Consider the following 20673-nt stretch of genomic DNA (forward strand, 5'->3'; position numbering starts at 1 on the left):
GACTGAACCTCAGACGTTGAGAGGGGCTCCGCCGACGACGCCGACGGGGCGAGGCGTGCGGCCGACCCGGAAGAAGCTGTAGCCATCGAATGTGCGTTCGCGCGAATTGCGGACAATCGCGAACACCGCACAGTCTGTCGCCTCGGTCTCAGGCAGCAGGTGCCGGACAGCCTCGCGCGCTTCCTCGTGCCATAAGTCCGGATCCGGTCGGCGCTTCAGAAGCCGGACGACAAGCATGAAGGTGCGACCTGCCACCGGATAGCGAGTCACCAGCAGGTCCTGCTGGCTTGACCCGGCGCCGCGTCGCCAGCGCCGGATCTGACGCTCAAACTCTGCCAGGGCCCCGGGGTGCTGGTTCAGGATGACGCCGCACAGGTCGAAACGATGACGATTGGCAGAAGCGCGCGCCAGTTCGGCGACGCTATCCTTCCAGAACGGAGAGAGCGTGACGCCGTGGGTTTCGACCTGAAGCCTGTCGGCTCGAGGCGTACGCGGGCCCCTCACGGGCGCATCTGCGTTCAGGAACATCATCCGTCGCCCTTCGAGCTCGTCTGGCGACAGGTAAAGGCCGTTGGTCAGGTAGACCGACAGCAGATCCTGTTCATCGCCGTCGAACTCCACCTGATCCTCAAGCACCGCTCTTCGCGTCAGGTAGTGAATGAACGACAGCTGGGAATCGAGGACGCGTTCGATCATGAGCAGCTCGCCGAGGGAAAGCACCGGCGCCCAGGCGGCGTCTTCATCGATCAGGCCGAGCGCCTTGAGGTGATGCCGGGCGCTGGTCAGGCCGGCGAAGTGTTCGATGCAGATGCTGAAGCGAAAGACGATCTTGGGAAATGAGAGATCAAGGTCTATCGGCGTTCCGTCTGATTTGCGCCAGAGGCACGCCGCGACCCCGCGTCTGTCCAGATAATCCTGCAGGCGCCAGCCCTGGATGCCCGGCTCGATGAACAGAGCCTTGAAGTTCTTCTCCAGGCTCTGCATGGCGCCGCGGCGAGCGGTAGCCCTGATCTGACCTGACTTCGCTTCGAATACGAAGATGAAGTTGCCGAGGCGGGCAACGACATCGTTCTCGTAAAGGACGTCCGTCAGGTCATCACGCCACTCCACAGAGGGGTGAACCTGTGCATCTGGCATAGCGCGCGTAACCAGCGACCGAATCTGGGCTTCCAGCTCGGCGGCTCGCGCCTTCTCATAGGCGGCCGTCGTCGCAAAACGCCCCTCCATCAGTCCTTCCATTATCGCGAAGGGAAATGAGAAGACGAGATGCGCCAGCGGGGCGAACAGCCTGCCGTCTTCAAACGAGATATAAGGCTTTGACCAGACGGGATTATCGAGATGGAAATGCTCAGGGTTTCGTCCGGTCAAGGCACCTGGGGAAAGCGCCAGATCAAAGAGCGCACCAGTTACGGCCGGCGTGGCGAAGGCTTCTATCTCCGTCCGCGAAAGAGTGAATATCCAGGGCTTTGCCTGTTCGGACATCTGAAAGGCGGCATATCGGAGTTGGTCCAGATCCGGCCAAGCGTCGGGCGCCCGCTCCCAAATCGCGCCTGCAGCAGGCCACGCCTGAGAGAAGAAGGCAGCGGCGTCGAGTACGGCGGCGCGATCGCCCGCCCAGAGCTGATGAAGATGAGCGTCGAAGCGCGCTCCGCGCGCCGTCACGGCGTCCAGAAGCGCAATCTGGGCGCGGAACAGGGCTGAGAGCGAATAGCCGAGCTCCTTTTCGGCCGCCCGGTCGCAGCGCGCGAGAAGGGACCCGACCACAGCTTCACAGGCGTCGCTGTCAAACAGATTGCGATAATAGAGGGTCTGCAGCCTAGCGCGGCGGATGACCTGTTGCGCGGCATCATCCAGGTCTGCTCGTTCGGCCTGCTTGCGGATGAAGGCCGCTGTGAGCTGGGCCACTGTCTGCCAGCATCGGACATGCCCCCCCGGTGACGTGGGGAGTGTCAGCCCGGGCGGGCTCATTAGAGCCAGCGCCTGTAACATCTCCAGGTCGGTCTGCTCCAACGCCGCAAGCTTGCCGGGCTGAGGCAGGGCGCCCGGGCGCACGCGTGAGCCGGTTTCGGAAATGTATCGCCAGACCGATCCAGCCAGAATCACCCAGGGATCCCGGCAGCTGAGGGCGCGCCCCAGTCTGTCGCTGAGCCTCTCGTATTCCTCTGCCCACTGATCGGTTGACCAGTCAGAGTTTGGAAACAGCGCGGCGAGCGCCTCCGGATCGAACTCCAGATAACCCGGGATCGCCTTGATCGGATCAGACACCTGCCGAGCCCTCGCCGCCGCTGGCTCTTGTCCTCAGGCGGGCATGTTCCAGCCGGTGACAGTTGGCGCAGAGGCAGCGAAGGTCCTCCAGCCGGGTGACGTGATCATCCTGCATGTCGGCGACGGCCGTACGCGTGTGGTGGGCTTCGATGCAGGCGTCGGCGAGGTCATCCTCGTAGTGGAGCGAGGGTTCCAGGCCGCAGTCCTCACAGAACAGACGGCCGTCGTGGTCCGCGCGGAAGGCGTCCTTCTTGGCCTGCGACAGGCCGCGGGCGCGCTCGCGCTGAAGGTGACGGACCAGACGCGGGGCCCCCTCGGCCCATCCGCGCTCATCGTCGGACGTTTCGGCGGATCCCTTGTCCGAACGGTCGACCACGGGAAAGCCGGCTTGGTTCAGGGCCTGGAAACAGACCGTGCCGCGGCCGGCTGAGAAGTGGCGCGGGCCCACGGGGAAGCCCAGAACTTCTGTCGCCGCCCGGCCGAACACCGCCTTGGGAGGCAGGCGCGTGCCATCTTCGAGCACCACATCGTAGTCCGTGGACCGGGCGAAGAGCGCGGTGTCGGCACCGGTTCGAAGCGCTTCGACGGCGCGCCAGATGTGGCGGGGGCCGACACGGCGCAGCTCGGCGTCCGGCAGGCGGTCGATGGATCGCAGATCCTGATCGACGGGCATCAGATCCAGGGCCGCACGCAGGGCGGGGGATGCGGCATTCGTCCGTAGACGGATCAGCTTGTTGTTGTTGCCGCCTGGGCGATCGTCGTCGCGGCCGACGCGCCGCATGCGCTGGCTCAGCCGCGTGAACTGCTCGGCCGGCGCTTGGCCCGCGTCCTCGGGCCTTAGGATCTGTCGGGCTTGAAGCGGCATCGACTGCACGCCGGCGCTGTCGACCCAGGCCGCTTCGATCTGAATGCTGGCCTTAGCCAGCTGGGCGAGGAGGGCGCGCAGCCCGGGCGCATAGTCGCTGTTGCGGGCGTCGGGCGCGCCGCGTCGGCCGCTGCGGCTGAAGAGCCTGACATCCGATCCGTCGAGCTCGACGTGGGCGTCGAGCAGCTGATCCCCGTCTCTGATCCTGAACGCCAAGGCCGTCTCCCTTCCCCAGGATGTGGCACAGGCGGGGCTCGCACGCGAGACGCGAAACGGTTTATGTGAAGGTTGGGAGGCGGCGGATGGACGACGAGACGACAGAGATCAGCCTGGAAGGGCTCAGCGACGAGGCGCTGTATCGTCTGCGGGCGCGACTGCAGCGCGAGATCAGGCGGCGCGATCTGCCGACCACCGTGGGCGGCGTCGCCGAGCAGCTGGCGATCCGGTATTTCAACAGCACCCGGGGCCTGCCCAAGCTGCAGGAGGCCCGGGCGGGCACGGCCAATGTCGACGCCAATTCTGATCGCGGCGAACGCTATTCGATCAAATGCATCCAGACGGGCCGCAAGACCGGAACCATCTATCCGGATCGCGCCGATCCCGACAAAAGGCTGTTCGAATATCTGCTGATCGTCATGCTGGACGACGACTGGTCGCTGAAGGCGATCTATCAGATCGACTGGGATCTGTTCGTGAAGGTTCGCAGCTGGGACATCCGCATGAACGCTTGGTACGTCGGAGCCTCCGCCCGCACCCTGGCTCAGGCGAAAATCTATCTGCCCGCGTCCGCCTCGCGCTGATGCGCAGAACTGCACACTTGTGTTGACCTCGGACTCGCCAGCGACGACGCTAGGCCAAGGAGCCGAATCAATGACCCAGACCGTGCGCGTTCAGGTGCTGATGCCCCCCGAGGACGCCGGGCGGTTCGAGGCTTTCTGCGAGGCGCGGGGCCATAAGAAGTCGACCCTGATCGCCCGACTGATCAGGGACCACCTGGACCGCGAAGGCTACGGTCGCGACACCTCGCCTCGCCGGCGGACCGCCTGATGTCGGGCGATGCGTCCGTCCTCGCCCGCATCGAACGCCTCCGAAAGGGCGGCGCGCCTCGGGTTCTGGATCTGTTTTCGGGCTGCGGCGGCCTGTCCCTGGGGTTTCACGCCCAGGGGTTCGAGATCGCGGCGTCGGTGGAGTTCGACCGTGACGCCGCCGCCTCTCATGGCGCCAACTTCCATCCTGGCGATCCCAGACATGCACGGGCGCGCGACATCACGAAACTGACGCCCCAGCAGCTGGCGCATGAGCTTGACCTGGGGCCGGTCGACCAGGCCATCGACGTCCTGGTCGGCGGCCCGCCCTGTCAGGCATTCGCGCGGGTCGGCCGCTCGAAGCTGCGAGAGATCGCCGAACACCCGGAAGCTTTCCGCATGGACGCCCGGGCCCGGCTCTATCTGGAGTATCTGCGCTACGTCGAGGCCTTCTTGCCTCTCGCCCTGGTCATGGAGAATGTGCCCGACGTCCTCAATCACGGCGGCCAGAACGTCGCCGAGGAGACCCGGCTTTTCCTCGAGGAGCTGGGCTATGAGGCCCGCTACACCCTGCTCAACGCCGCCTTCTACGGCGTGCCCCAGATGCGTGAGCGGATGATCCTGATCGCTGTCCGGCGCGAACTTGACGTCGACATACGGTTCCCAGAACCCACCCATCACGTGGAACTGCCGCCTGGTTATGCCGGGAGCCGTCAGGTCGCGCTCAAGCTCCTGCGATCACACGACGGGGCCGCGCCGGGTTATGTGCCGGCGGCGCTGCCCCATCCGGGCCTGGAGCCTGCGGTAACCGCCATGGACGCTATGGGCGACCTGCCGCCCATCACCGCCCATCTGCGGGGAGACATCGGACGCGGCGCGCGGCGTTTCGATGAACTGGCGGCCTACCCGACGCGCCGGAACACCGATTACGCGACGCTGATGCGCGGCTGGCCGGGGTTTGAGAGCGCCGAGGGGGTGTGGGACCACGTGATCCGCTATCTGCCGCGGGATTGGAAGCTGTTCGGACGTCTGCTGCCCGGCGATCAGTATCCGCAGGCGCATGCCGCCGCGGTCCGCATGTTCGAGGAGGCTCTGGCTGATCTTAAGCGGCGAGGGAAGATCGTTCGGACCGGAAGTGCGGAGTGGGAGGCGCTTCGGGCATCGATCGTGCCGCCCTACGACACCGGCAAGTTCCCGAACAAATGGCGCAAGATGGAGCCGGACCTACCGGCCCGGACCCTGATGGCTCATCTGGGCAAGGACAGCTATAGCCATATCCACTACGACAGCGCCCAGTCGCGGACGATCTCGGTGCGGGAGGCGGCGCGACTGCAGTCTTTCCCGGATGGATTCGTCTTCTGCGGCGCGATGAACGCCGCCTTCCGCCAGATCGGCAACGCCGTTCCACCCCTGCTTGCTCGCGCTGTCGCCGGCGAGATCGCGGCCGTATTCGAACGCGCCGTTGGCCGCAATCAGCGTCGTCCAGGCAGACTGGCCGCCTGATCTTGACGCGTCGGCAGGCGACCCGGGCCGATCCGCTGACCCCCGAACAGCGTCGGCGCAACATGTCCGCCATCCGAGGCGCTGATACGAAGCCGGAGATGCTGATCCGTCGTGGGCTGCATGCCAGCGGTCTTCGCTTTAGACTTCACGATCGGCGTCTGCCCGGCACGCCGGATCTGGTCTTCCGGTCAGCGCGGGCGGTCGTGTTCGTCCATGGCTGCTTTTGGCATGGACATGACTGCGATCTTGGCGTCCGACCGCGCACCAACACCGCATTCTGGGAAACAAAGATCAATCTCAACCGCATGCGCGACGCGCAGGCCGAGGTTGACCTGCTCGCAAAGGGCTGGAGGGTGGCGACGGTCTGGGAGTGTGCTCTGCGAGGCCGTGATCGCAGGCCTGAAGCAAGGATCCTACATGACCTCGCTCAGTTCATTCGCATGGACAGCGCAGACCGCCTCGCCATCCGCGGAAACCGTCCGTTCACCCCACACCACCGGGACTGAAGTTCTCCCCAGACGTTAAATAGCGCCTTCCAGGACGTCGCGCGGACCCTTGAGGAACGCTTGGGACCAGTTCGACGCCGTTCCCTCTGAAAGGACACCTGATGCCCATCGAGCTGCACGAACGCCTCTCAGAATTCTCCTACGGCTACGGCGTGACCCGCGAGACGGAGCGGCGGCTGCGGGCCGCCGGACTGGAGGTTACGCCCTTCCTGCCAAGCGTTCTGCATGAGGCTGAGCTTGGCTTCGACGTTGGGTTCAACCGGCCGGGACGACCGCTGCTGCTGCAGTTCAAGCTAGGCCAAGCCATGCAGCGCTTTCGTCCGGCGCCCAGGCCGCCGCTTGAAGATGGTTTCTGGCGATTCAGGGTCGACACGGCAGAGCCCGACGGTCAGTACGAGCTCCTGCTCAAGGCTGAACAGGATGGCGCCCAGGTCGTCTACGTCTCCCCAAAATTTCATGATTGGGAAATCTACCTCGGGCACTACGAGGCCAATAGGGTTCTTGCGCAATCCCTCATCGTCGCCCCTTCGGCGATCCGAGACGCCCTGGAAGCGACCGGTCAGCCTGACGGCCGTCACCGGATCGTATACGACCGCAGGAGCGCCTACGCCTGCTCCAAGCCCGCTCCCCTCGAAAGCCTGACTCCCGTCGGCCTTGACGAGACGTTGGTGCGAGAGGTGCGGGAGGGTGGCGAAACTCTGGCCGCCTCCCTACGGCGCGTCCATGCCGGCTTCGATCGAAGAGACATGATCCGTCGCCCTGATCAGGCGGAGCACAAGCAACGCAGTGAGCGCCTCATGTACGCCATTCCGTCCGAGTCCGGACGACAGCCCGGGTTGAGAGCGCGCCGGCTGGAACGACTGCGAATACGAGCGCCGAGCGAAGAAGCAGCCTTTGCGCTGGCGGTCGGCGCGGAAGCCTGGGCGTTGGGAGCTCAGCTGGTCATGGTGAGAGCAAAAAACTGACCCCTGTCAGGCCAAAGCTACGGCTCGTTTGCCACTTCGTGCAGCAGGATGGCCGGATGCGCTCTGGCCGAGGGCCCGGCCCGGCCGGACCTGGGCAGCTATCGCAGGTCTTCCTGTTAGTTTCGTGGGTGACCACTTTGAACCATTTATTGGACCCTTCTTGGCTGTAACGATGGCGGCCTTGTTCAATTCACGAATGAGATCGCCATCGCTCCGATTTCTGGGGAATGCGGACCCAGCTACTCCGGCCAGCACAACGTGACGCCGGAGGACCTGGCCGCCCTGACCGAGGCCGCCACCCGCCTCCGCGACCTGGTCGCCGAGGCCTGCCGCGAGCGGATCGACAATCTCCGCAAACAGGCTAGGCAATAGCCGTCACACACCAGCAATCTCGCGACGGATCCCGACCGATCACGATCCCGAGAGGCGGGTGTGATTTCAGACGGTTTCAGACCGTTTCCGGTGGAAAGACCTGGGCGCCGACGGCGCCGTTTGAACCCGTGTTTCACCGTCCGGAACCGGCCTCGCCCAGCCCTTGCGCCTCCCAGTTTCCACAGCCCAGCGTGTCTCCACAGCAAAGGGAGACCCGCCATGACCGACCTCGATATCCTCGCCTCCGACGACGTCCTGCTCAACCGCAAGGAAGCCTCGCGCGAGCTTCTGAAGATGGGCATCCGCCGATCCCCGGCGACGCTGGCCAAGATCTTCTGCACCCGCTCCGACGGTCCGCCCGTCACCCACCTGGGGCGCACGCCCTACTATCCGAAGAGCCTGCTCCACGACTGGGCCCGCAGCCGGCTGACCGGCCTTCGCTCGTCGTCGAGTCAGCCACGCCGCGACGGCGACTGGCCCTCCCCAAGCGAGAACCGCCCTTCAATCTAACTTCGGCTTCGGACGTCAGAGCTCCAGCCCGTCGCGGCCGGACGCCTGACGTCCGAACCGGAAGTCGACCTGGCCGCCCAGCATCACCCCGTTCATGGCCTGGCCCCGGCAGGCCTCCAGCGCCGCCCGCCAGGGGGCGAGGGTCACCACCGCCGGGTTCTCGATGACGGCGAAGGAGACCCGGCCGAACTGGATCTTCTGCAGATAGGTCCCCGTGAACCGCTGTCCCTCGACGGCCAGCCGCACGCTCCGACCGTTGACCGCGAACCGCGCCAGGTCCTCGATCTCCATGCGCAGCAGCTGGTGGCCCTGCTCCCGCGTCAGCGGGCGACCGAGCTCCGCCGGAATGCCCATCGCCCGCAACGCCTCCGCCCGGCGAGGGAGCGCATCCCGGACCAGCTCCCCGAACGGACCCGAGCCCAGGGCCGCCGGATCCTTGCCCAGCTGATCGTCGAGCCAGGTCTCGGCCCGGGCCGTCACCTGCTGCTCGACGGACCGTCCGTCGAGAACGCTCATCTCGAGCGAAGCGCCGCCATGACGATCCCGCTCCGTCGCGGTGGCCTTGCCGACGTAATCCGTCGTCACCTCGAACTTTCCGCCGCCCAGAGACCGGCACGCCCCTTCGCGCCCCATGGCCTCCAGCCGCCTCTGATGCCGCTCGATGAAGGCCGAAGAGTCCCGCGGCCGCACCGCCCGGTGATCCTCCGGCGACCACACCCCGCCCCGCTCCGAGGCCACCTCGGCGATGGTCAGATCGGAGGGCCGTGGCGCGACCGGCTTGGCCTTCACCTCGACCACGGCCCGGGCCGGCGTCTGGTCCAGCTCCACCACCGACCGCAGGCTCGGCATCCGCAGATGCCCCAGCCGTCCATCCTCCATCTCCAGCACCAGGACCTGCGGCCCGTCCGCATGGCTCCCGACCGGCGCCGCCCCCCGATAGAGCCCCACCACGCCCTGGCCCGGCGCAAGCTCCACCGCCTCCAGCCGCCCGAAATCCGCCAGACCTCCGGAGCTCCGCACCGCCTCGACCGCCGCCGTCTCCCTTCCTTCGCGCTCCCCCAGCACCTGTAATCGCCAGCGAAGGTCGTCCGGCACGGACCAGCGACCCGCCCGTTCGCGTGTGATCAGCCCTTCGGTCTCCAGATGGACCAGACGCCGGAGCAGCTGTTCGCGTGACCCTTCCGGCAGATCGGCGAGCCCCAGCTTCCCGTCCCGCGTCACCTCGACCAGGGTCCGGTCCAGCGCCGTGACCCGGTTGGCGGTAACCCCACGATCGACGTCCCGCTCCAGCCTCGGCCCCAGGAGCTCAGTGGCCAGCTCCTGCGCGCGGTTCCTCAAACCATGGCTGACATAGTCCCGCGACATCACCAGGTCTCGTCCGTCGTCCCGGACGCCCCGCATCAGGATATGCAGATGCGGTCGCCCGGTGTCGTAGTGCGCGCCCGCCACCCAATCGACCGAGGTTCCGAGATCGCGCTCCACCCGCCCCATGAACTCACGGGCGTACGCCTTCAAATCGGGAAGCTCGGCCCCATCCTCCGGGTTCACGATCAGCCGGAAATGATGCCGGTCGCCCTCGCAGCGTCCCACGAAGGCCCGGGCGTCCGCCTCATCCGACCCCCGGTCGAAGAACCGCCCCTCGGCCCCGTCCTCCCCCGCGCCGTCTCTCGCCACGTATCGCACATGGGTCCGCAGAGCCTTCGCCGCCTGCGGGGTCATCCGCACCACCCGCGCCTTGACCATGACCCGCCGCTGACCGCCGGCGGCGCCCGACGGAGCGCCCCTCAAGCGCCCCGGCCCGCCTTTGCCGGAGAAGTGCCGCGCCCGCTGCCGGGGCGTCATGGCCCGGGTGGCCCGCCCCGCGAACGTCAGGCCCTTGAGCCAGACCGCCGCCCGCTCGCGACTGGCCATCAGGGTCGCCCTGATCTCGGCCCGGTCCTCGTCGAACTCACCCACGACGTCGCCTCCCGCGACCCCGGACCCGGCTCTCCTCCGACCCTCACTTCCAGAGATGTACCGGCGAGCGATCCTTCAGGGTCGCACAGCCGATTTTATCTTGCCCTTCCTCCCTGTCGCTGTGGGGGTGGTTGCCTCTCGATGATTTGGATTCCCATCCGCCGGCCTGACCTACGCCCCTTGCCAGCCTTGTGAGTTAGTGTACTAGTCTACCAGTACACCCATTCACCGGCGAATTGATTTGGCCTTCTCCATCGACCCTGACGATCGGCGGCCCCTGTACCTCCAGATCATGGACGAGGTGCGGCGAGCGCGCCTGCTCGGCCTGATCGCCCCCGACGAGCCGCTGCCGTCGGTTCGCCAGCTCGCCGTGGATCTGCGGATCAATCCCAACACCGTGGCCCAGGCTTACCGGGAGCTGGAGCGGGAAGGCGTCGTTCGGGTCCAGCGCGGCCAGGGCACCTTCCTGACGGCCGCCGACGGAGCCGCGCTAGGCGAGGACCAGGCGCTTCTGGCCCAGGGGGTGGCGCGCCGCGCCTTGGCCGACGCCACCAAGCACGGCCTGACCGCCAAGATGCTCATGGAGGCCATCCGCCAGGCGGATCGGGCCCCCTCCCCGACACCACACGACGAAGGCCACGATTGATGCCGTCCCTTTCCGCAGCCAGGGTCGATCCCGAAGCACCGCCGCTCGCCGTGGCCGCGACCGGTGTCGTCCGCCGATTTGGGCGCGCGTCGGCGCTCCGCGACCTCACACTGTCGCTCCCCTCGGGATCCTGTTGCGTCCTGGTCGGGGCGAACGGCGCGGGCAAGAGCACCTTCCTGCGCGTTCTCCAGGGTATCCAGTCCCGCGACGCCGGCGACCTCCGGGTCCTGGGCCTCGACCCGGCGATCGACGGCGCGCGCATCCGGGCCAACACCGGCTATGTGCGCGAGGACACCAACCTCGGACACCGATGGACAACGGTCGGCCGTCTGGTCGATCACCACCGCGCCTATTACCGGGCCTGGGACGAGGCCTATGCGGCGCTCATCGTCCGCCGTCTGAACATCGACCTGAAACGCCGGGTCGGCCAGCTGTCCAAGGGACAGGCGAGACGCGTCCAGCTGCTCCTCGCCCTGGCCCATCGCCCCGCGCTGCTCCTGCTGGACGAGCCGACCGACGGTCTCGATCCCGTCATCCGCGACGACGCCCTGGCGCTCCTGGCCGAACATCTGGCCGATACCGGCTGCGCCACCCTGATCTCCACCCATCTGGTCCACGAGATCAAGGGGCTGGCCGACCGCGTCGCCCTGATCAACGCGGGACGGGTCTCCACCGAGCAGAGCCTGGACGACCTGCAGGCCTCCCTGCGCGAGTGTCGCGGCCGCCCGCCCAGCGAAGACTGGAGCCCGCCCGCGGATCTGCAGTCGCAGATTCTCTCGGTCGACCGCCTCGGGCTGGAGCGACGCTGGATCCTGCGCGACGACGCCGGCCGCGGCGTCGAGCGCCTGAGACAATGCGGCGTGTCGGTCACCGACGTCCGAACCCTGTCCCTCGAACAGACCGTCCTGGTCCTGCTGCGCGCGGAGACACCCCGATGAACCAAGCCCCCGCCGCTCCCGCGCTCCTCGCCTCGGCGACCATGGCCCAGTTCAGGCTCCTGGTCGCGGGGCTCAGGCTCGAAGCCGCCCTCGTGGCGGGCTTCATCGTCGTCGTCTCGCTGACGATCGCGACCGGCTACATGCAGCCCGATTCGACCCTGGACTTCGCCATCGTCCCGGTCGCCCTGATGTTCGCCGCCGGCTTCGCCCTGCCCTGGACCCTGTGGAAACAGACCCCCGCCTTCGGCCCAACCCCCTTCGCCGCCATGCCCATCGGGCGGCACGGACACATGATCGCCCGCATGACGGCCGGATGGCTGTGGGCGATGGCGGCCCTGGCCCTCGTCCTGGCCTGGGTCGGCCTGGTCGCGCTGTCCACGACCGGGGAGATCGTCCTTACGGACGTCCGCCGGCTCGTTTCCGATCCGTCGGCGGGACCATTGGCGCGCGTCGCGCCCTGGTGGAGCTATGTCACGCCTTTCGCCGCCGTCACGGTCAGCTACGGCCTCGGGACCGCCTGGGTCCTGGGTCTGCGGCGCCCCGCGGTCTGGCTGATCGGGAGCGTCGTCGCGGCCCTGATCGGCCTCGAGCTCGGCCCCGACGATCTGGTCGCCCGCGCTCTCCAATGGTTGGGCATCGGCCCCGTCGGTCTGGATCACCTCGTCACCGGCGGGCTGGAGCGGCTCGATGTCGAGCTCACCCTTCCCGACGGCCGCCGCGTCATCGCCTGGTCGGGGCTCCCGACATTCCAGGACTGGATCCTCGCCCTGCTGTTCTGGGCCGCCGTGACCTTCTCGGCGGTGACCGTCGCCCTGCTGCGGCCAAGGGACGTCTGACCATGAACGCCGTCGAGACGCTCCTCAACAACACCCTGCATAGCCACCTCGCCTGGGCCGGCCCGCTGCTCGGCCTGCTGACCTTCGGGGAATCGCTGGCCTTCGTCGGCGCCGTCGTCCCGGCGACCGCCGTCATGGTGGTGGCCGGCGGCCTCTGCGCCGGCGGCGTCATCGACCCCGTCTCCATCATCTTCTGGTGCCTGATGGGCGCGATCCTGGGTGACGCGCTGTCCTACTGGCTCGGACGCCGTCTCGGCCCCGTCGCCTTTCGGCACCGCTGGCTGCGCCCCCAGAGGCGGCAGGTCGCCCGCACCCGGCTGTTCTTCAAGACCAGCCGCCTGCCTGTTCTGCTGCTCTACCGGTTCACCGGACCGGTCCGGGCCTTCGTCCCGCTGATCGCCGGCATGAGCGCCATGACCTCGCGCCGGTTTCAGGCCCTCAACATCATCTCGGCGGTGGTGTGGGTTCCTCTGATGCTGGCGCCCGGCTACCTCGCCGCGGTCGGTCTGAAGCTTGGCGCGGGCGTGGTTTCTGCTAGCGTTTGACTGTCCGAGCGTCCTTCGGGAGCCCCCATGCCTGACGCCCTGGAAATGGTCCTCAGAGGCGGCGCCGCCACCACCTTCCTGGTGCTGGCCGTCATCCTCCTGCGCGACGGCGGCGACCGCACCCTGGCGCGCCTGGGGGCGCTGTTCGCCCTTAGCACCGGCTGGTGGGCGCTGAACATCCCGCCCTTCGTCCTCTGGGCGCACCAGTGGGCCTTCCCGCTGCTCGTTGTCGCCTTCGGCAAGGCCGCCGCCTTCTGGCTGTTCACCCGCGCCCTGTTCGATGACGACTTCCGCATGAGGCCGCAAGACTGGGTGATCTGGGGCACCATGGTGGTCGGCGGGGGCCTCTGGATGGTGTCCGGCCGGCTGGGCCTGCCGACCGACTGGATCCGCGTCCCGCACCAGATCGCCCAGGTGACTCTGGCGCTCTCGGCCGCCTGGATCGCCTGGCGGGGACGGGGCGCGGACCTGTTGGAGTCGCGCCGGCGGACACGGGTCGCCTTCGTCCTGATCAGCGCCCTGTTCATGGTGGGGATCACCACCTCCTACCTCGCTCCCGGCCGACCGTCGGCGCTGGTGGTTGACCTCAATGTCATCCGCATCTTCGTCACCGGGCTCGCCATGGCCTGGCTGGTGGCGGGACTGAGGACCCCCGAGATCTTCGCCCGGGCGCCGGCCACGGCCACGCCCGGCGTGCGCGACCTGCCCTTCATCGGCGAAGCCTCGGAAGTCCGGCTTCACGACCGGTTGCGGCGCGCCATGGAGGTCGACAAGGCCTTCCGCGCCGAGGGATTGACCATCGGCGCCCTGGCCGCGCGCATCGGCGCCCCGGAATATGCGCTGCGGCGACTGATCAACCGCCGGCTCGGCTATCGCAATTTCAACGCCTATCTGAACGCCTGGCGGCTGGCCGAGGCCCGCGCCGCCCTGGCCGATCCGGCCCAGCACGACGTGCCGATCTCCACCATCGCCCTCGACGCCGGATTCAATTCGCTGGGCCCCTTCAACCGGGCCTTCAAGGCGGCCGAGGGCATGACGCCGAGCGAATTCCGGCTGGAGGCGAGCCTGCGCGCGGCCTCGCCGATTGCGGAGTCCGCCTAGCCGAATTCGAAAAAGGGCGCGCAGGGTCTGGACCCGACTGTTCCGATGCCTTCCGTCAGAGGAGGATCGACATGACCACGACCCGCGCGGCGATCGCCGCCCTGGTGCTTCTCATGGCGTCGTCGGCCACGGCCCAGCCCGACGCGACGCGCCCGACCGTCATCGCCCAGGGCGACCTGCTCACCGAGACCTGGAACGGACGGATCACGGGCGGCTATCCCCCCGGCCTCGAGGTCGAGGGCTGGAGTCTGGGCGCGGCCATGCCGCTGGCCCGGTCCGAGCACGCGATCGCAGAGATGGACGGACGCATGTGGGTGATGGGCGGCTATCCGCCCGGTCGCCTGCCGTCCGACCTGGTGCAGATCTATGATTCACGGACATACCATTGGAGCCTGGGTCCGCGCCTGCCGCAGCCCATGCACCATATGATGGCGGCATCGGTCGACGGCCGCATGTATGTCATCGGCGGCGAACTGGACGGCGCCTCGACCGGGCGGCCGGAAGTCTTTGTCGACACGGTCTGGATGCATGACCCGGCGGCCGGCGGCTGGCTCGAGCGGGCGCGCATGCCCACCGCGCGCAGCGGCGGCGGCAAGGCGGTGATCGACGGCAAAATCTATGTCGCCGGCGGTCGCCCCCCTGGAGGCGCAGCCTTCGAGGTCTATGACCCGTCGACCGACAGCTGGGAGCGGCTCCCGGACATGCCGACCCAGAGAAACCACCTCGCCATGGCGGCCATCGACGGCAAGGTGATTGTCGCCGGCGGGCGCATCGGACCCGGCGCGGGCGCCGAACGCGTCGATGTGGTCGAAATCTACGACCCCGCCACGCGCACCTGGAGCCGGGGCGCGCCCCTGCCCACGGCCGTCGGCGGGATCACCGCCGCGGTCCACGCCGGCTGCCTGTTCGTCTTCGGCGGCGAGGGCGAACGCAGCCACGTGCTCGGCCTCACCCCCACCACCTACGGCTATGACCCCCGCGCCGACCGTTGGACACGCCTGGCCGATCTGCCGATCGCCGTGCACGGTCTGAAGGGCGCCGCCGTGTTCGATGGGCGCATCCATCTCCCGGGGGGCGCCGTCACCCTCGGCGGCAACACCGGCACCAACGCCATGCAGGTCTATCGACCGCCGATGACCTGCGATTGATCACCCCGGCCGGCGGCGCTCTCGCTGGAAGTCTGAACCGCCGCTCCGTCCGTCTCCCACACTTGGTTCAGGATCCTGGCCGCGAGCGCCGCCTTGTCCTGCGGAAGGAAGCGCCCGTAGTGGGCCGCCACCGTCGCCGCCGTATCCTGAATGGCGTAGCTCGCCTGCTCGTAGGACCCCGTCTGTTTCAGCACATGGGTCGCGAGCACATCGCGAACGCTATGGGGCCCATGAGGCAGCAAGCCTTCGATGGCGCCCTTGCCGGTGTAGGGATTGCGGATGCCATAGCGCTGGATCGCCAGCCGCCAGGCCTCGTAGAAGGTGGTCTGGTTGTAGGCGGCGTCGGCGCTGGTCCGCTTGACCGTCTTGACGAACAGGACCCCGGGATCGGTCGCGTCGCCGAGCAGCAGCGCCCGCTCGCGCTCAAGATACCGCTCAAGCACGGCATAGAGCTCTCCCAGATCCGGAAGCAAAAGCCGAAAGGGCCGCTTCGCGAAATAGGCGGAGTCCGCGTTCTTGAAGGCTGCACAGGGGATGAAGACCTCCCAGCCGCCTTCCCGCGCGTTCCACCGCAGTTCGCCGCGTTTCAGGGCCTCCAGCTCGCGTTCCGTGCGAGCGGGCTGGCCACGCTCCCGATAGAGCAGCTGCCTCAGGTTCTTCTGGCGAAGCCCCGTATGCAGGCCGAGCCGCAACATGAGGAAGCCGCGCGAGGCCTCGGCGGCGGCGCGCGGCGCCCGCCGGGCGTCCGGCATGCGTCGCAGGATCTCGTCGGTGATCTTGCGGTACTCCGCGACCGGGCTCGCCGCCTCCAGCACTGGTAACAAGGGCTCGAACGGATCGCGGTGGACCCTCGCCACCCGCTGAATCTCCTTGGCCCGGGCGAGGCCGTGGGAATGCATCTTCTCGCAGGCCGCATCCCAGTCCGAGCGGATGGTCTCGATGTCCCCCGCTTCGATCAGGCCCGGCGCCGCGACCAGGCGCTCCGCCAGCTGCGGTGACTGCCGCAGCCAACCCGTCTCCCGACGGGTGAAGGCGACCCCGAGCAGGATCATGTCGACTTCCCAACCGGTGTAGAAGCCTCGCCGCGCCTCCCGCCAACGCACGTACCAGTCCCAGACGGCGGGGACCGCCAGCATCGCGAGCGTCAGGTCCTGGGGACGGAGCCCCATACCGCGCACCGGTCCGTCCCGCGACGCCGCCAACGCCCCGAACAGCAGGCCGAGATGTTCGGCCCTCTGGGCGGCGGTCTCAGGACCCCAGACGCCGGAGCGGCGATAGCCGGCCGGCGCCAGGGTCGCGCTCTTGAAGGCGATGAGCGCAGCGACCTCCTCGGCCAGCTGCGGCGGCGGGGCCATCCCCGACGGCCGCCGCCCGCCCTTGCTGAGATCGAAGCGGAAGGCGAAGCGATGCTTCGACACCTCGATGTGGAAGCGGCTGAAGGCGGTCCCTCCCGTCAGGATGTTGGACCGGACCCAGTGGATGATCTCAGCCTGTTCGGCCGGGGACCGCGCGTGGAAATCGTCCGGCAGATGCCAGGCCAGCCGCCTTTGCTCGGACCGCGCGACCCCGGCGATGGCCGGGCGCTGCACCGCGTGAGAGCGCGCCACCTTCGACGCCAGGGAATTCGGCGCGAGCCGATAGCGGTCCTCGATCAGCGCCACCGCCTTCAGCGTCGCGGGCGTCGAGGGAAGCTTTTCGCCCCGCCTCCAGCTGACGAGCGTCGTGCGGTCGATCAGCCCGCCCCTGGCCCGCACGGCGCGGTGCAGAGCCCAGACCGTCTCGCCGTGGCGGGCGATGTGGAAATCGAGGGCGTCGGCGAAGCCTGAAGGTTCGTCGACCGGGTCCCACAGGCTTTCGGGGTAGTCGACGACGGGGCGTGGCTTCGGTCCCGGGCGGCGTCTGGCGGGCGGCTGAGGCATGGTCTCTCCGGAAAGGCCGGCGAAGCGCCGGCAAGGGAGAGACGATTGGGACGGCGACGTCCCCGGTTCGATCCGGCCTGGAGACGCCATTCTTCGAGGGTTCTGGGTCGGAGGGGCATGTTCCGGGGGGCCCAATCGAACAGAATGCTGGGCCCGCGATGCCACGAAGAGGGCGCGCGTGTGAATGCGCGAGCCCCCCCTTCGAGCCGGTTGTCAGGCGCCGGACATGCGAGCGGGGCCTTACGGCCCCGCTCATGATCACTCCGGCTGCCGTCAGAAAGGATTACGCAGGAGCGATCCCAGGGACGCGAAATTGGCGGTGGCGCCCAGGTAGAAGTATCGGCCCTGCGGCCCGACCGGATAGTCCCGAAGGCCTCGGTCCGGCTGCTGATCGCCGATATTGTTCACGCCGCCGTACACCACGAAGCCATCCCTGATGCTGTACCGCGCCTGGATGTCATGCGTGGAGCGCGCCGCGTAGTTGGCGTACTCCGGAGCGATGAAATTGTCCGGAACGCCTTCGTAGCGTCGGGTTTCGTCGAACCAGTTGTAGCCGTAGTTGACCAGCAGGTTGCGCCATTCCCAGGTCGCGTCGAAGCTGGCCTGCCACTCCGGCACGAAGGCCTGACCCACTGTTTCGTCGGCGCTGAGCGGATCGTTGGGATCTTCGGTGAAGGTCAACTCTTCGGTCTTGCCCGCGACCAGCGAGAAGCCGAAACGCCCGATATCCTGCTCGATGCCGAAATCGGCGGGGTCGAGAAGGTAGCGGAAGGACAGGTCGTAGCCGCGCGCCACGTAGGACGCGACGTTCACGCCGAACTGCTGGAAGAAGTCGATCTGGTCGTTGGCTGGATCGCGCGTCAGCAGGCCGCAGAACTGGTTCGGCTGCGGCAGGTCGTAGCATTTGTTGACGATGTTCTGGGCCGAGAAGAACTGGATCGCGTCCGTCAGCTCGATGTCATAGTAGTCGATCGCCATGGAGAAGCCCGGCAGGAACCGTGGCTGCACGACAGCGCCGACCGTGAAGGTGTCGGCCGTTTCCGAACCCAGGTCCGGGTTGCCCCCGATCACGCCCTCGATCGAGGACGAGGCGATGTTGTTGAAGGTGTAGGGGTCGTTCGGGCCGAGGCCGAGCGCAGCGCGGCAGTTCGCCTCCCGCACCTCCGGATTGATGCCGAGCTGATAGTTGTTGTCGTCACAGGGGTCGCTGATCGACGCGAAGGTTTGCGAGAGAGGCAGGAACAGCTCCGCGATGTTCGGCGCCCGGACCGCACGCGCGATGCTGGAGCGGAACGAAAGGTCGTCGATCACCTCCCAACGAAGACGCCCTTCCCAAGCCTCTGTCTCACCGACGGTCGTATAGTCCGAGTAGCGATAGGCGCCGCCGAGCGTGAGCTCCTGGAACAGCGGCACGTCGCGCAGAAGCGGGATGTTGAGTTCGGCGAAGGCCTCCTTGACCTCGAACTCACCGCGGAGCGTCGAGCCTGCGCCCAGCCAGCTGATGTCATAGCCGGCCTGTTCGGCCAGGGCCTCTTCGATCGACGGCAGCGACAGGGCCTCTTCGCGGCGATATTCGCCACCCAGCACGAACGAGACGGGACCCGCCGGCAGGCTGAACCACGGAGAGGTGTCGCCGGTGATGAACCCGTTGATCACGAACTGCTCGATCCGCTCGCGGGCGGTCGACTCCACCATGACCCAGTCGATCGCTTCCTGCGACGGGGAGCCGTCGCCGAACACATTCAGCGGCACGCATCCTGAGTTCGCCCCGGGCGTGAAGGTGGTCCCCCAGGTGTCGGCGTCGAAAGGATCGGAACCGAAGCCCGGATAGTTGCCCAATGGAACGGCGGTCGGATCGAGGTTGGAACGGCAGACGATGTTGCCGTTGGGCGTGCCGGTGAGGAACTCGCCCTCGTCCACCGCATCCGTGGCGGCGTAGTAACGCTCGTTGATCCGGTTATTGAGTTCGATGTTGGTCTCCGACGTCCGGCCATAGTTGAACGACAGTTCGTAGGAGAGATTGGGCGTGATGGCGCCCTCGAACCCGGCCACGAAGCGCGCCGTGTCACGCGTGATGTCCCGGCGGATGAAATCGAGATCGAAATTGTCCCGGGCGACAAGGACGCCGCCCAGAGCATTCGCTATGCCACCCGGTCCGGTGGCCGCGTCGTAGATCGCATCCGGGATGAAGGGGTTGTCGATCGGAATAAAGAGAGAATAGTCGTAGGACGGCTGGGACTGGAACTGGGTTTCCGAGCGGACGAACTTGCCCTCGGCGAAGAACCAGTGGTTCGGCGCCAGTTCCACGCGGGCCGTGGCGTTGAACGAGTAGCGGTCCAGCTGAGGAATCAGGTCGGTCCCGAAGGCGGCCAACTGTGATCCGTCGCCGCCGATCATGGAGAAGCCGCTGGTGTAGATCCCGTCCTGGAACGGCGTGCCGTCACCGTTGAAGTCGACGCCCGAGAGGGAGCCCGGATCGCCGAAGATCGAGCCGAAGTTCAGATCGGTGTAGACCGAGCCCCCCGGCGACGTATCGATATAGCGCACACCGCGCCGAAAGATCCGCTGATAGGTTTCCGGATCATTGGGGTCGAAGGTCGCCTCGTCGAAGTTCGGGTTGACCACGACCGTTTCGGCGCCGCTCAGGCTCGAGAAGTCGCGGTCGCCGGAGGCCAGCCGGTCGGTGGTTGAATACTCGCCCGCGAAGGTCAGGTTCGCCTTTCCGTCCAGGAGATTGCGCCCGACGAGAGCGCTGATGAAGGTGTTCTCGGCTCCGCCTGCATCGGAGACGCCGGTCTGGGCGCGGATGTCCACGCCGTCGAAGTCGTCTTTCATGATGAAGTTGACCACGCCCGACACGCCGTCGGCGCCGTACACGGCAGACGCGCCGCCGGTCAGCACCTCGATGTTTTCGATAAGGCCGATCGGAATGGTGTTGGTGTCGATGGCCGAGCTGCCGGCCGAGCTCGCCACATGGCGTCGGCCGTCGACGAGCACCAGGGTGCGATCGGTGCCGAGGTTGCGCAGGTTCAACAGATTCAGGCCGACGGAGCCGCGCGAACCTGCATTGGAATTGTCCTGCAGCGTCGTGGACCCGACGAGCGCCGGCATATCGGTCAGGAAGTCGGTGACATTGGTGACGCCGGCGTATTCGAGCGCCTCGCCCGTGACGGTGACCACGGGGTTCGATGCGACGTAATCCTTCACCCGCAGGCGGGTGCCGGTGACCACGATCTCTTCCAGCTCGGTCGCTTCGTCCTCGGCTGACGCCGGGCCGTCCGCCGCCGGCTGGGACACTTCCTGGGCCAGGGACGGGGTGGCCGCCAGCAGAGCCATGACCGTCGTGGTCAGAAGTCGGGTCTTGGTGGTCATACGCAACGTGACATCTCCTGATTTTTGGCGACGCGCCGACCAGCCCCATGGCCTCGAACCCGATGCGGACATCGGCCCCATTCGTCGGGTCGCATCAGTAACCTGACGCCTTTGGACATATTGTTGAACGATTTAAAGCAATCTCGCGGCCAATTTGCGAGTGCCGTATCTGATTGGAAACAGTATAGACGTTTACATTAC

At 67.2% G+C, this 20673-nt stretch carries 17 protein-coding genes; 12 read left to right on the forward strand and 5 right to left on the reverse strand.

Features of this window, described 5'->3' with window-relative positions; all coding sequences use genetic code 11:
* Nucleotides 1-9: 9 nt before the first annotated feature.
* Together EES48_RS12990 and EES48_RS12995 are read right to left on the reverse strand one after the other, a co-directional pair.
* Nucleotides 10-2265 carry a hypothetical protein gene (locus EES48_RS12990; RefSeq protein ID WP_122467925.1) on the reverse strand — a complete coding sequence of 752 codons (2256 nt, stop codon included), beginning with the start codon at nt 2263-2265 and terminating at the stop codon, nt 10-12.
* The gene (locus EES48_RS12995; RefSeq protein ID WP_122467927.1) at nt 2258-3346 is read right to left on the reverse strand and encodes an HNH endonuclease; all 1089 of its coding nucleotides are present in this window, start codon (nt 3344-3346) and stop codon (nt 2258-2260) included. Before EES48_RS12995 ends, EES48_RS12990 begins: the two co-directional genes overlap by 8 nt.
* Nucleotides 3347-3432: 86 nt before the next feature.
* On the opposite strand from EES48_RS12995, the gene EES48_RS13000 reads away from it, so the two are divergent.
* The 6 genes from EES48_RS13000 (at nt 3433) to EES48_RS13020 (ending at nt 8011) form a co-directional block, all read left to right on the forward strand.
* The gene (locus tag EES48_RS13000) at nt 3433-3930 is read left to right on the forward strand and encodes a hypothetical protein (RefSeq protein WP_122467929.1); all 498 of its coding nucleotides are present in this window, start codon (nt 3433-3435) and stop codon (nt 3928-3930) included.
* Nucleotides 3931-4000: 70 nt separating this feature from the next.
* Entirely contained in the window at nt 4001-4177 is a 177-nt protein-coding gene (locus EES48_RS14925) for a hypothetical protein (RefSeq protein WP_162998163.1), read from the forward strand.
* A complete protein-coding gene (locus EES48_RS13005; RefSeq protein WP_122467932.1) occupies nt 4177-5658 on the forward strand; it encodes a DNA cytosine methyltransferase in 1482 nt (493 codons plus the stop codon). Before EES48_RS14925 ends, EES48_RS13005 begins: the two co-directional genes overlap by 1 nt.
* Nucleotides 5659-5660: 2 nt before the next feature.
* A complete protein-coding gene (locus EES48_RS13010) occupies nt 5661-6164 on the forward strand; it encodes a very short patch repair endonuclease (RefSeq protein ID WP_122467935.1) in 504 nt (167 codons plus the stop codon).
* A 101-nt stretch (nt 6165-6265) separates the two neighbouring features.
* Nucleotides 6266-7129, forward strand: a complete 864-nt coding sequence (locus tag EES48_RS13015) for a hypothetical protein (RefSeq protein WP_122467938.1) — start codon at nt 6266-6268, stop codon at nt 7127-7129.
* Nucleotides 7130-7720: 591 nt separating this feature from the next.
* On the forward strand, nt 7721-8011 hold the full coding sequence (locus EES48_RS13020) for a hypothetical protein (protein WP_122467941.1): 291 nt from the start codon (nt 7721-7723) through the stop codon (nt 8009-8011).
* 15 nt (nt 8012-8026) lie between these two features.
* Here the strand turns inward: EES48_RS13020 and EES48_RS13025 are convergent, their stop codons facing one another.
* On the reverse strand, nt 8027-9967 hold the full coding sequence (locus EES48_RS13025) for a DUF3363 domain-containing protein (RefSeq protein ID WP_122467944.1): 1941 nt from the start codon (nt 9965-9967) through the stop codon (nt 8027-8029).
* A 241-nt stretch (nt 9968-10208) separates the two neighbouring features.
* On the opposite strand from EES48_RS13025, the gene EES48_RS13030 reads away from it, so the two are divergent.
* The 6 genes from EES48_RS13030 to EES48_RS13050 all read left to right on the forward strand — a co-directional run bounded on the left by EES48_RS13030 (nt 10209) and on the right by EES48_RS13050 (nt 15181).
* Nucleotides 10209-10613 (forward strand): GntR family transcriptional regulator, encoded by a 405-nt coding sequence (locus EES48_RS13030; RefSeq protein ID WP_122467948.1) that lies wholly within the window; start codon nt 10209-10211, stop codon nt 10611-10613.
* Nucleotides 10613-11551, forward strand: coding sequence for an ABC transporter ATP-binding protein (locus tag EES48_RS13035; protein ID WP_122467951.1), 939 nt, complete (start codon nt 10613-10615; stop codon nt 11549-11551). Before EES48_RS13030 ends, EES48_RS13035 begins: the two co-directional genes overlap by 1 nt.
* Nucleotides 11548-12387: a hypothetical protein gene (locus tag EES48_RS14930; protein WP_162998164.1), complete on the forward strand. Its 840-nt coding sequence runs from the start codon at nt 11548-11550 to the stop codon at nt 12385-12387. The genes EES48_RS13035 and EES48_RS14930 overlap by 4 nt, the downstream gene beginning before the upstream one ends.
* A 2-nt stretch (nt 12388-12389) precedes the next feature.
* The gene (locus EES48_RS14935) at nt 12390-12932 is read left to right on the forward strand and encodes a DedA family protein (protein WP_162998165.1); all 543 of its coding nucleotides are present in this window, start codon (nt 12390-12392) and stop codon (nt 12930-12932) included.
* 27 nt (nt 12933-12959) lie between these two features.
* Nucleotides 12960-14033 carry a helix-turn-helix domain-containing protein gene (locus EES48_RS13045; RefSeq protein WP_122467955.1) on the forward strand — a complete coding sequence of 358 codons (1074 nt, stop codon included), beginning with the start codon at nt 12960-12962 and terminating at the stop codon, nt 14031-14033.
* A 71-nt stretch (nt 14034-14104) separates the two neighbouring features.
* Nucleotides 14105-15181 carry a Kelch repeat-containing protein gene (locus EES48_RS13050; protein ID WP_122467958.1) on the forward strand — a complete coding sequence of 359 codons (1077 nt, stop codon included), beginning with the start codon at nt 14105-14107 and terminating at the stop codon, nt 15179-15181.
* On the opposite strand, the gene EES48_RS15195 is transcribed toward EES48_RS13050, so the two are convergent.
* Both EES48_RS15195 and EES48_RS13060 read right to left on the reverse strand, forming a co-directional pair.
* Nucleotides 15154-17100 (reverse strand): hypothetical protein, encoded by a 1947-nt coding sequence (locus EES48_RS15195; protein WP_240623361.1) that lies wholly within the window; start codon nt 17098-17100, stop codon nt 15154-15156. The two genes, EES48_RS13050 and EES48_RS15195, sit on opposite strands and share 28 nt — an antisense overlap.
* A gap of 273 nt (nt 17101-17373) precedes the next feature.
* Nucleotides 17374-20472 carry a TonB-dependent receptor plug domain-containing protein gene (locus EES48_RS13060; RefSeq protein WP_162998166.1) on the reverse strand — a complete coding sequence of 1033 codons (3099 nt, stop codon included), beginning with the start codon at nt 20470-20472 and terminating at the stop codon, nt 17374-17376.
* Between the last annotated feature and the right edge of the window lie 201 nt (nt 20473-20673).

This window comes from Brevundimonas lutea, from assembly GCF_003704105.1.
GTDB classification, from domain to species: Bacteria; Pseudomonadota; Alphaproteobacteria; order Caulobacterales; family Caulobacteraceae; genus Brevundimonas; species Brevundimonas lutea.

Coding starts and splice junctions, on each gene's coding strand:
- EES48_RS14925 (WP_162998163.1), top strand. CDS start 4,001: ATGACCCAGACCGTGCGCGTTCAGGTGCTGATGCCCCCCGAGGACGCC.
- EES48_RS13060 (WP_162998166.1), bottom strand. CDS start 20,472: ATGACCACCAAGACCCGACTTCTGACCACGACGGTCATGGCTCTGCTG.
- EES48_RS13035 (WP_122467951.1), top strand. CDS start 10,613: ATGCCGTCCCTTTCCGCAGCCAGGGTCGATCCCGAAGCACCGCCGCTC.
- EES48_RS14930 (WP_162998164.1), top strand. CDS start 11,548: ATGAACCAAGCCCCCGCCGCTCCCGCGCTCCTCGCCTCGGCGACCATG.
- EES48_RS13000 (WP_122467929.1), top strand. CDS start 3,433: ATGGACGACGAGACGACAGAGATCAGCCTGGAAGGGCTCAGCGACGAG.
- EES48_RS13045 (WP_122467955.1), top strand. CDS start 12,960: ATGCCTGACGCCCTGGAAATGGTCCTCAGAGGCGGCGCCGCCACCACC.
- EES48_RS14935 (WP_162998165.1), top strand. CDS start 12,390: ATGAACGCCGTCGAGACGCTCCTCAACAACACCCTGCATAGCCACCTC.
- EES48_RS13020 (WP_122467941.1), top strand. CDS start 7,721: ATGACCGACCTCGATATCCTCGCCTCCGACGACGTCCTGCTCAACCGC.
- EES48_RS13050 (WP_122467958.1), top strand. CDS start 14,105: ATGACCACGACCCGCGCGGCGATCGCCGCCCTGGTGCTTCTCATGGCG.
- EES48_RS15195 (WP_240623361.1), bottom strand. CDS start 17,100: ATGCCTCAGCCGCCCGCCAGACGCCGCCCGGGACCGAAGCCACGCCCC.
- EES48_RS13005 (WP_122467932.1), top strand. CDS start 4,177: ATGTCGGGCGATGCGTCCGTCCTCGCCCGCATCGAACGCCTCCGAAAG.
- EES48_RS13015 (WP_122467938.1), top strand. CDS start 6,266: ATGCCCATCGAGCTGCACGAACGCCTCTCAGAATTCTCCTACGGCTAC.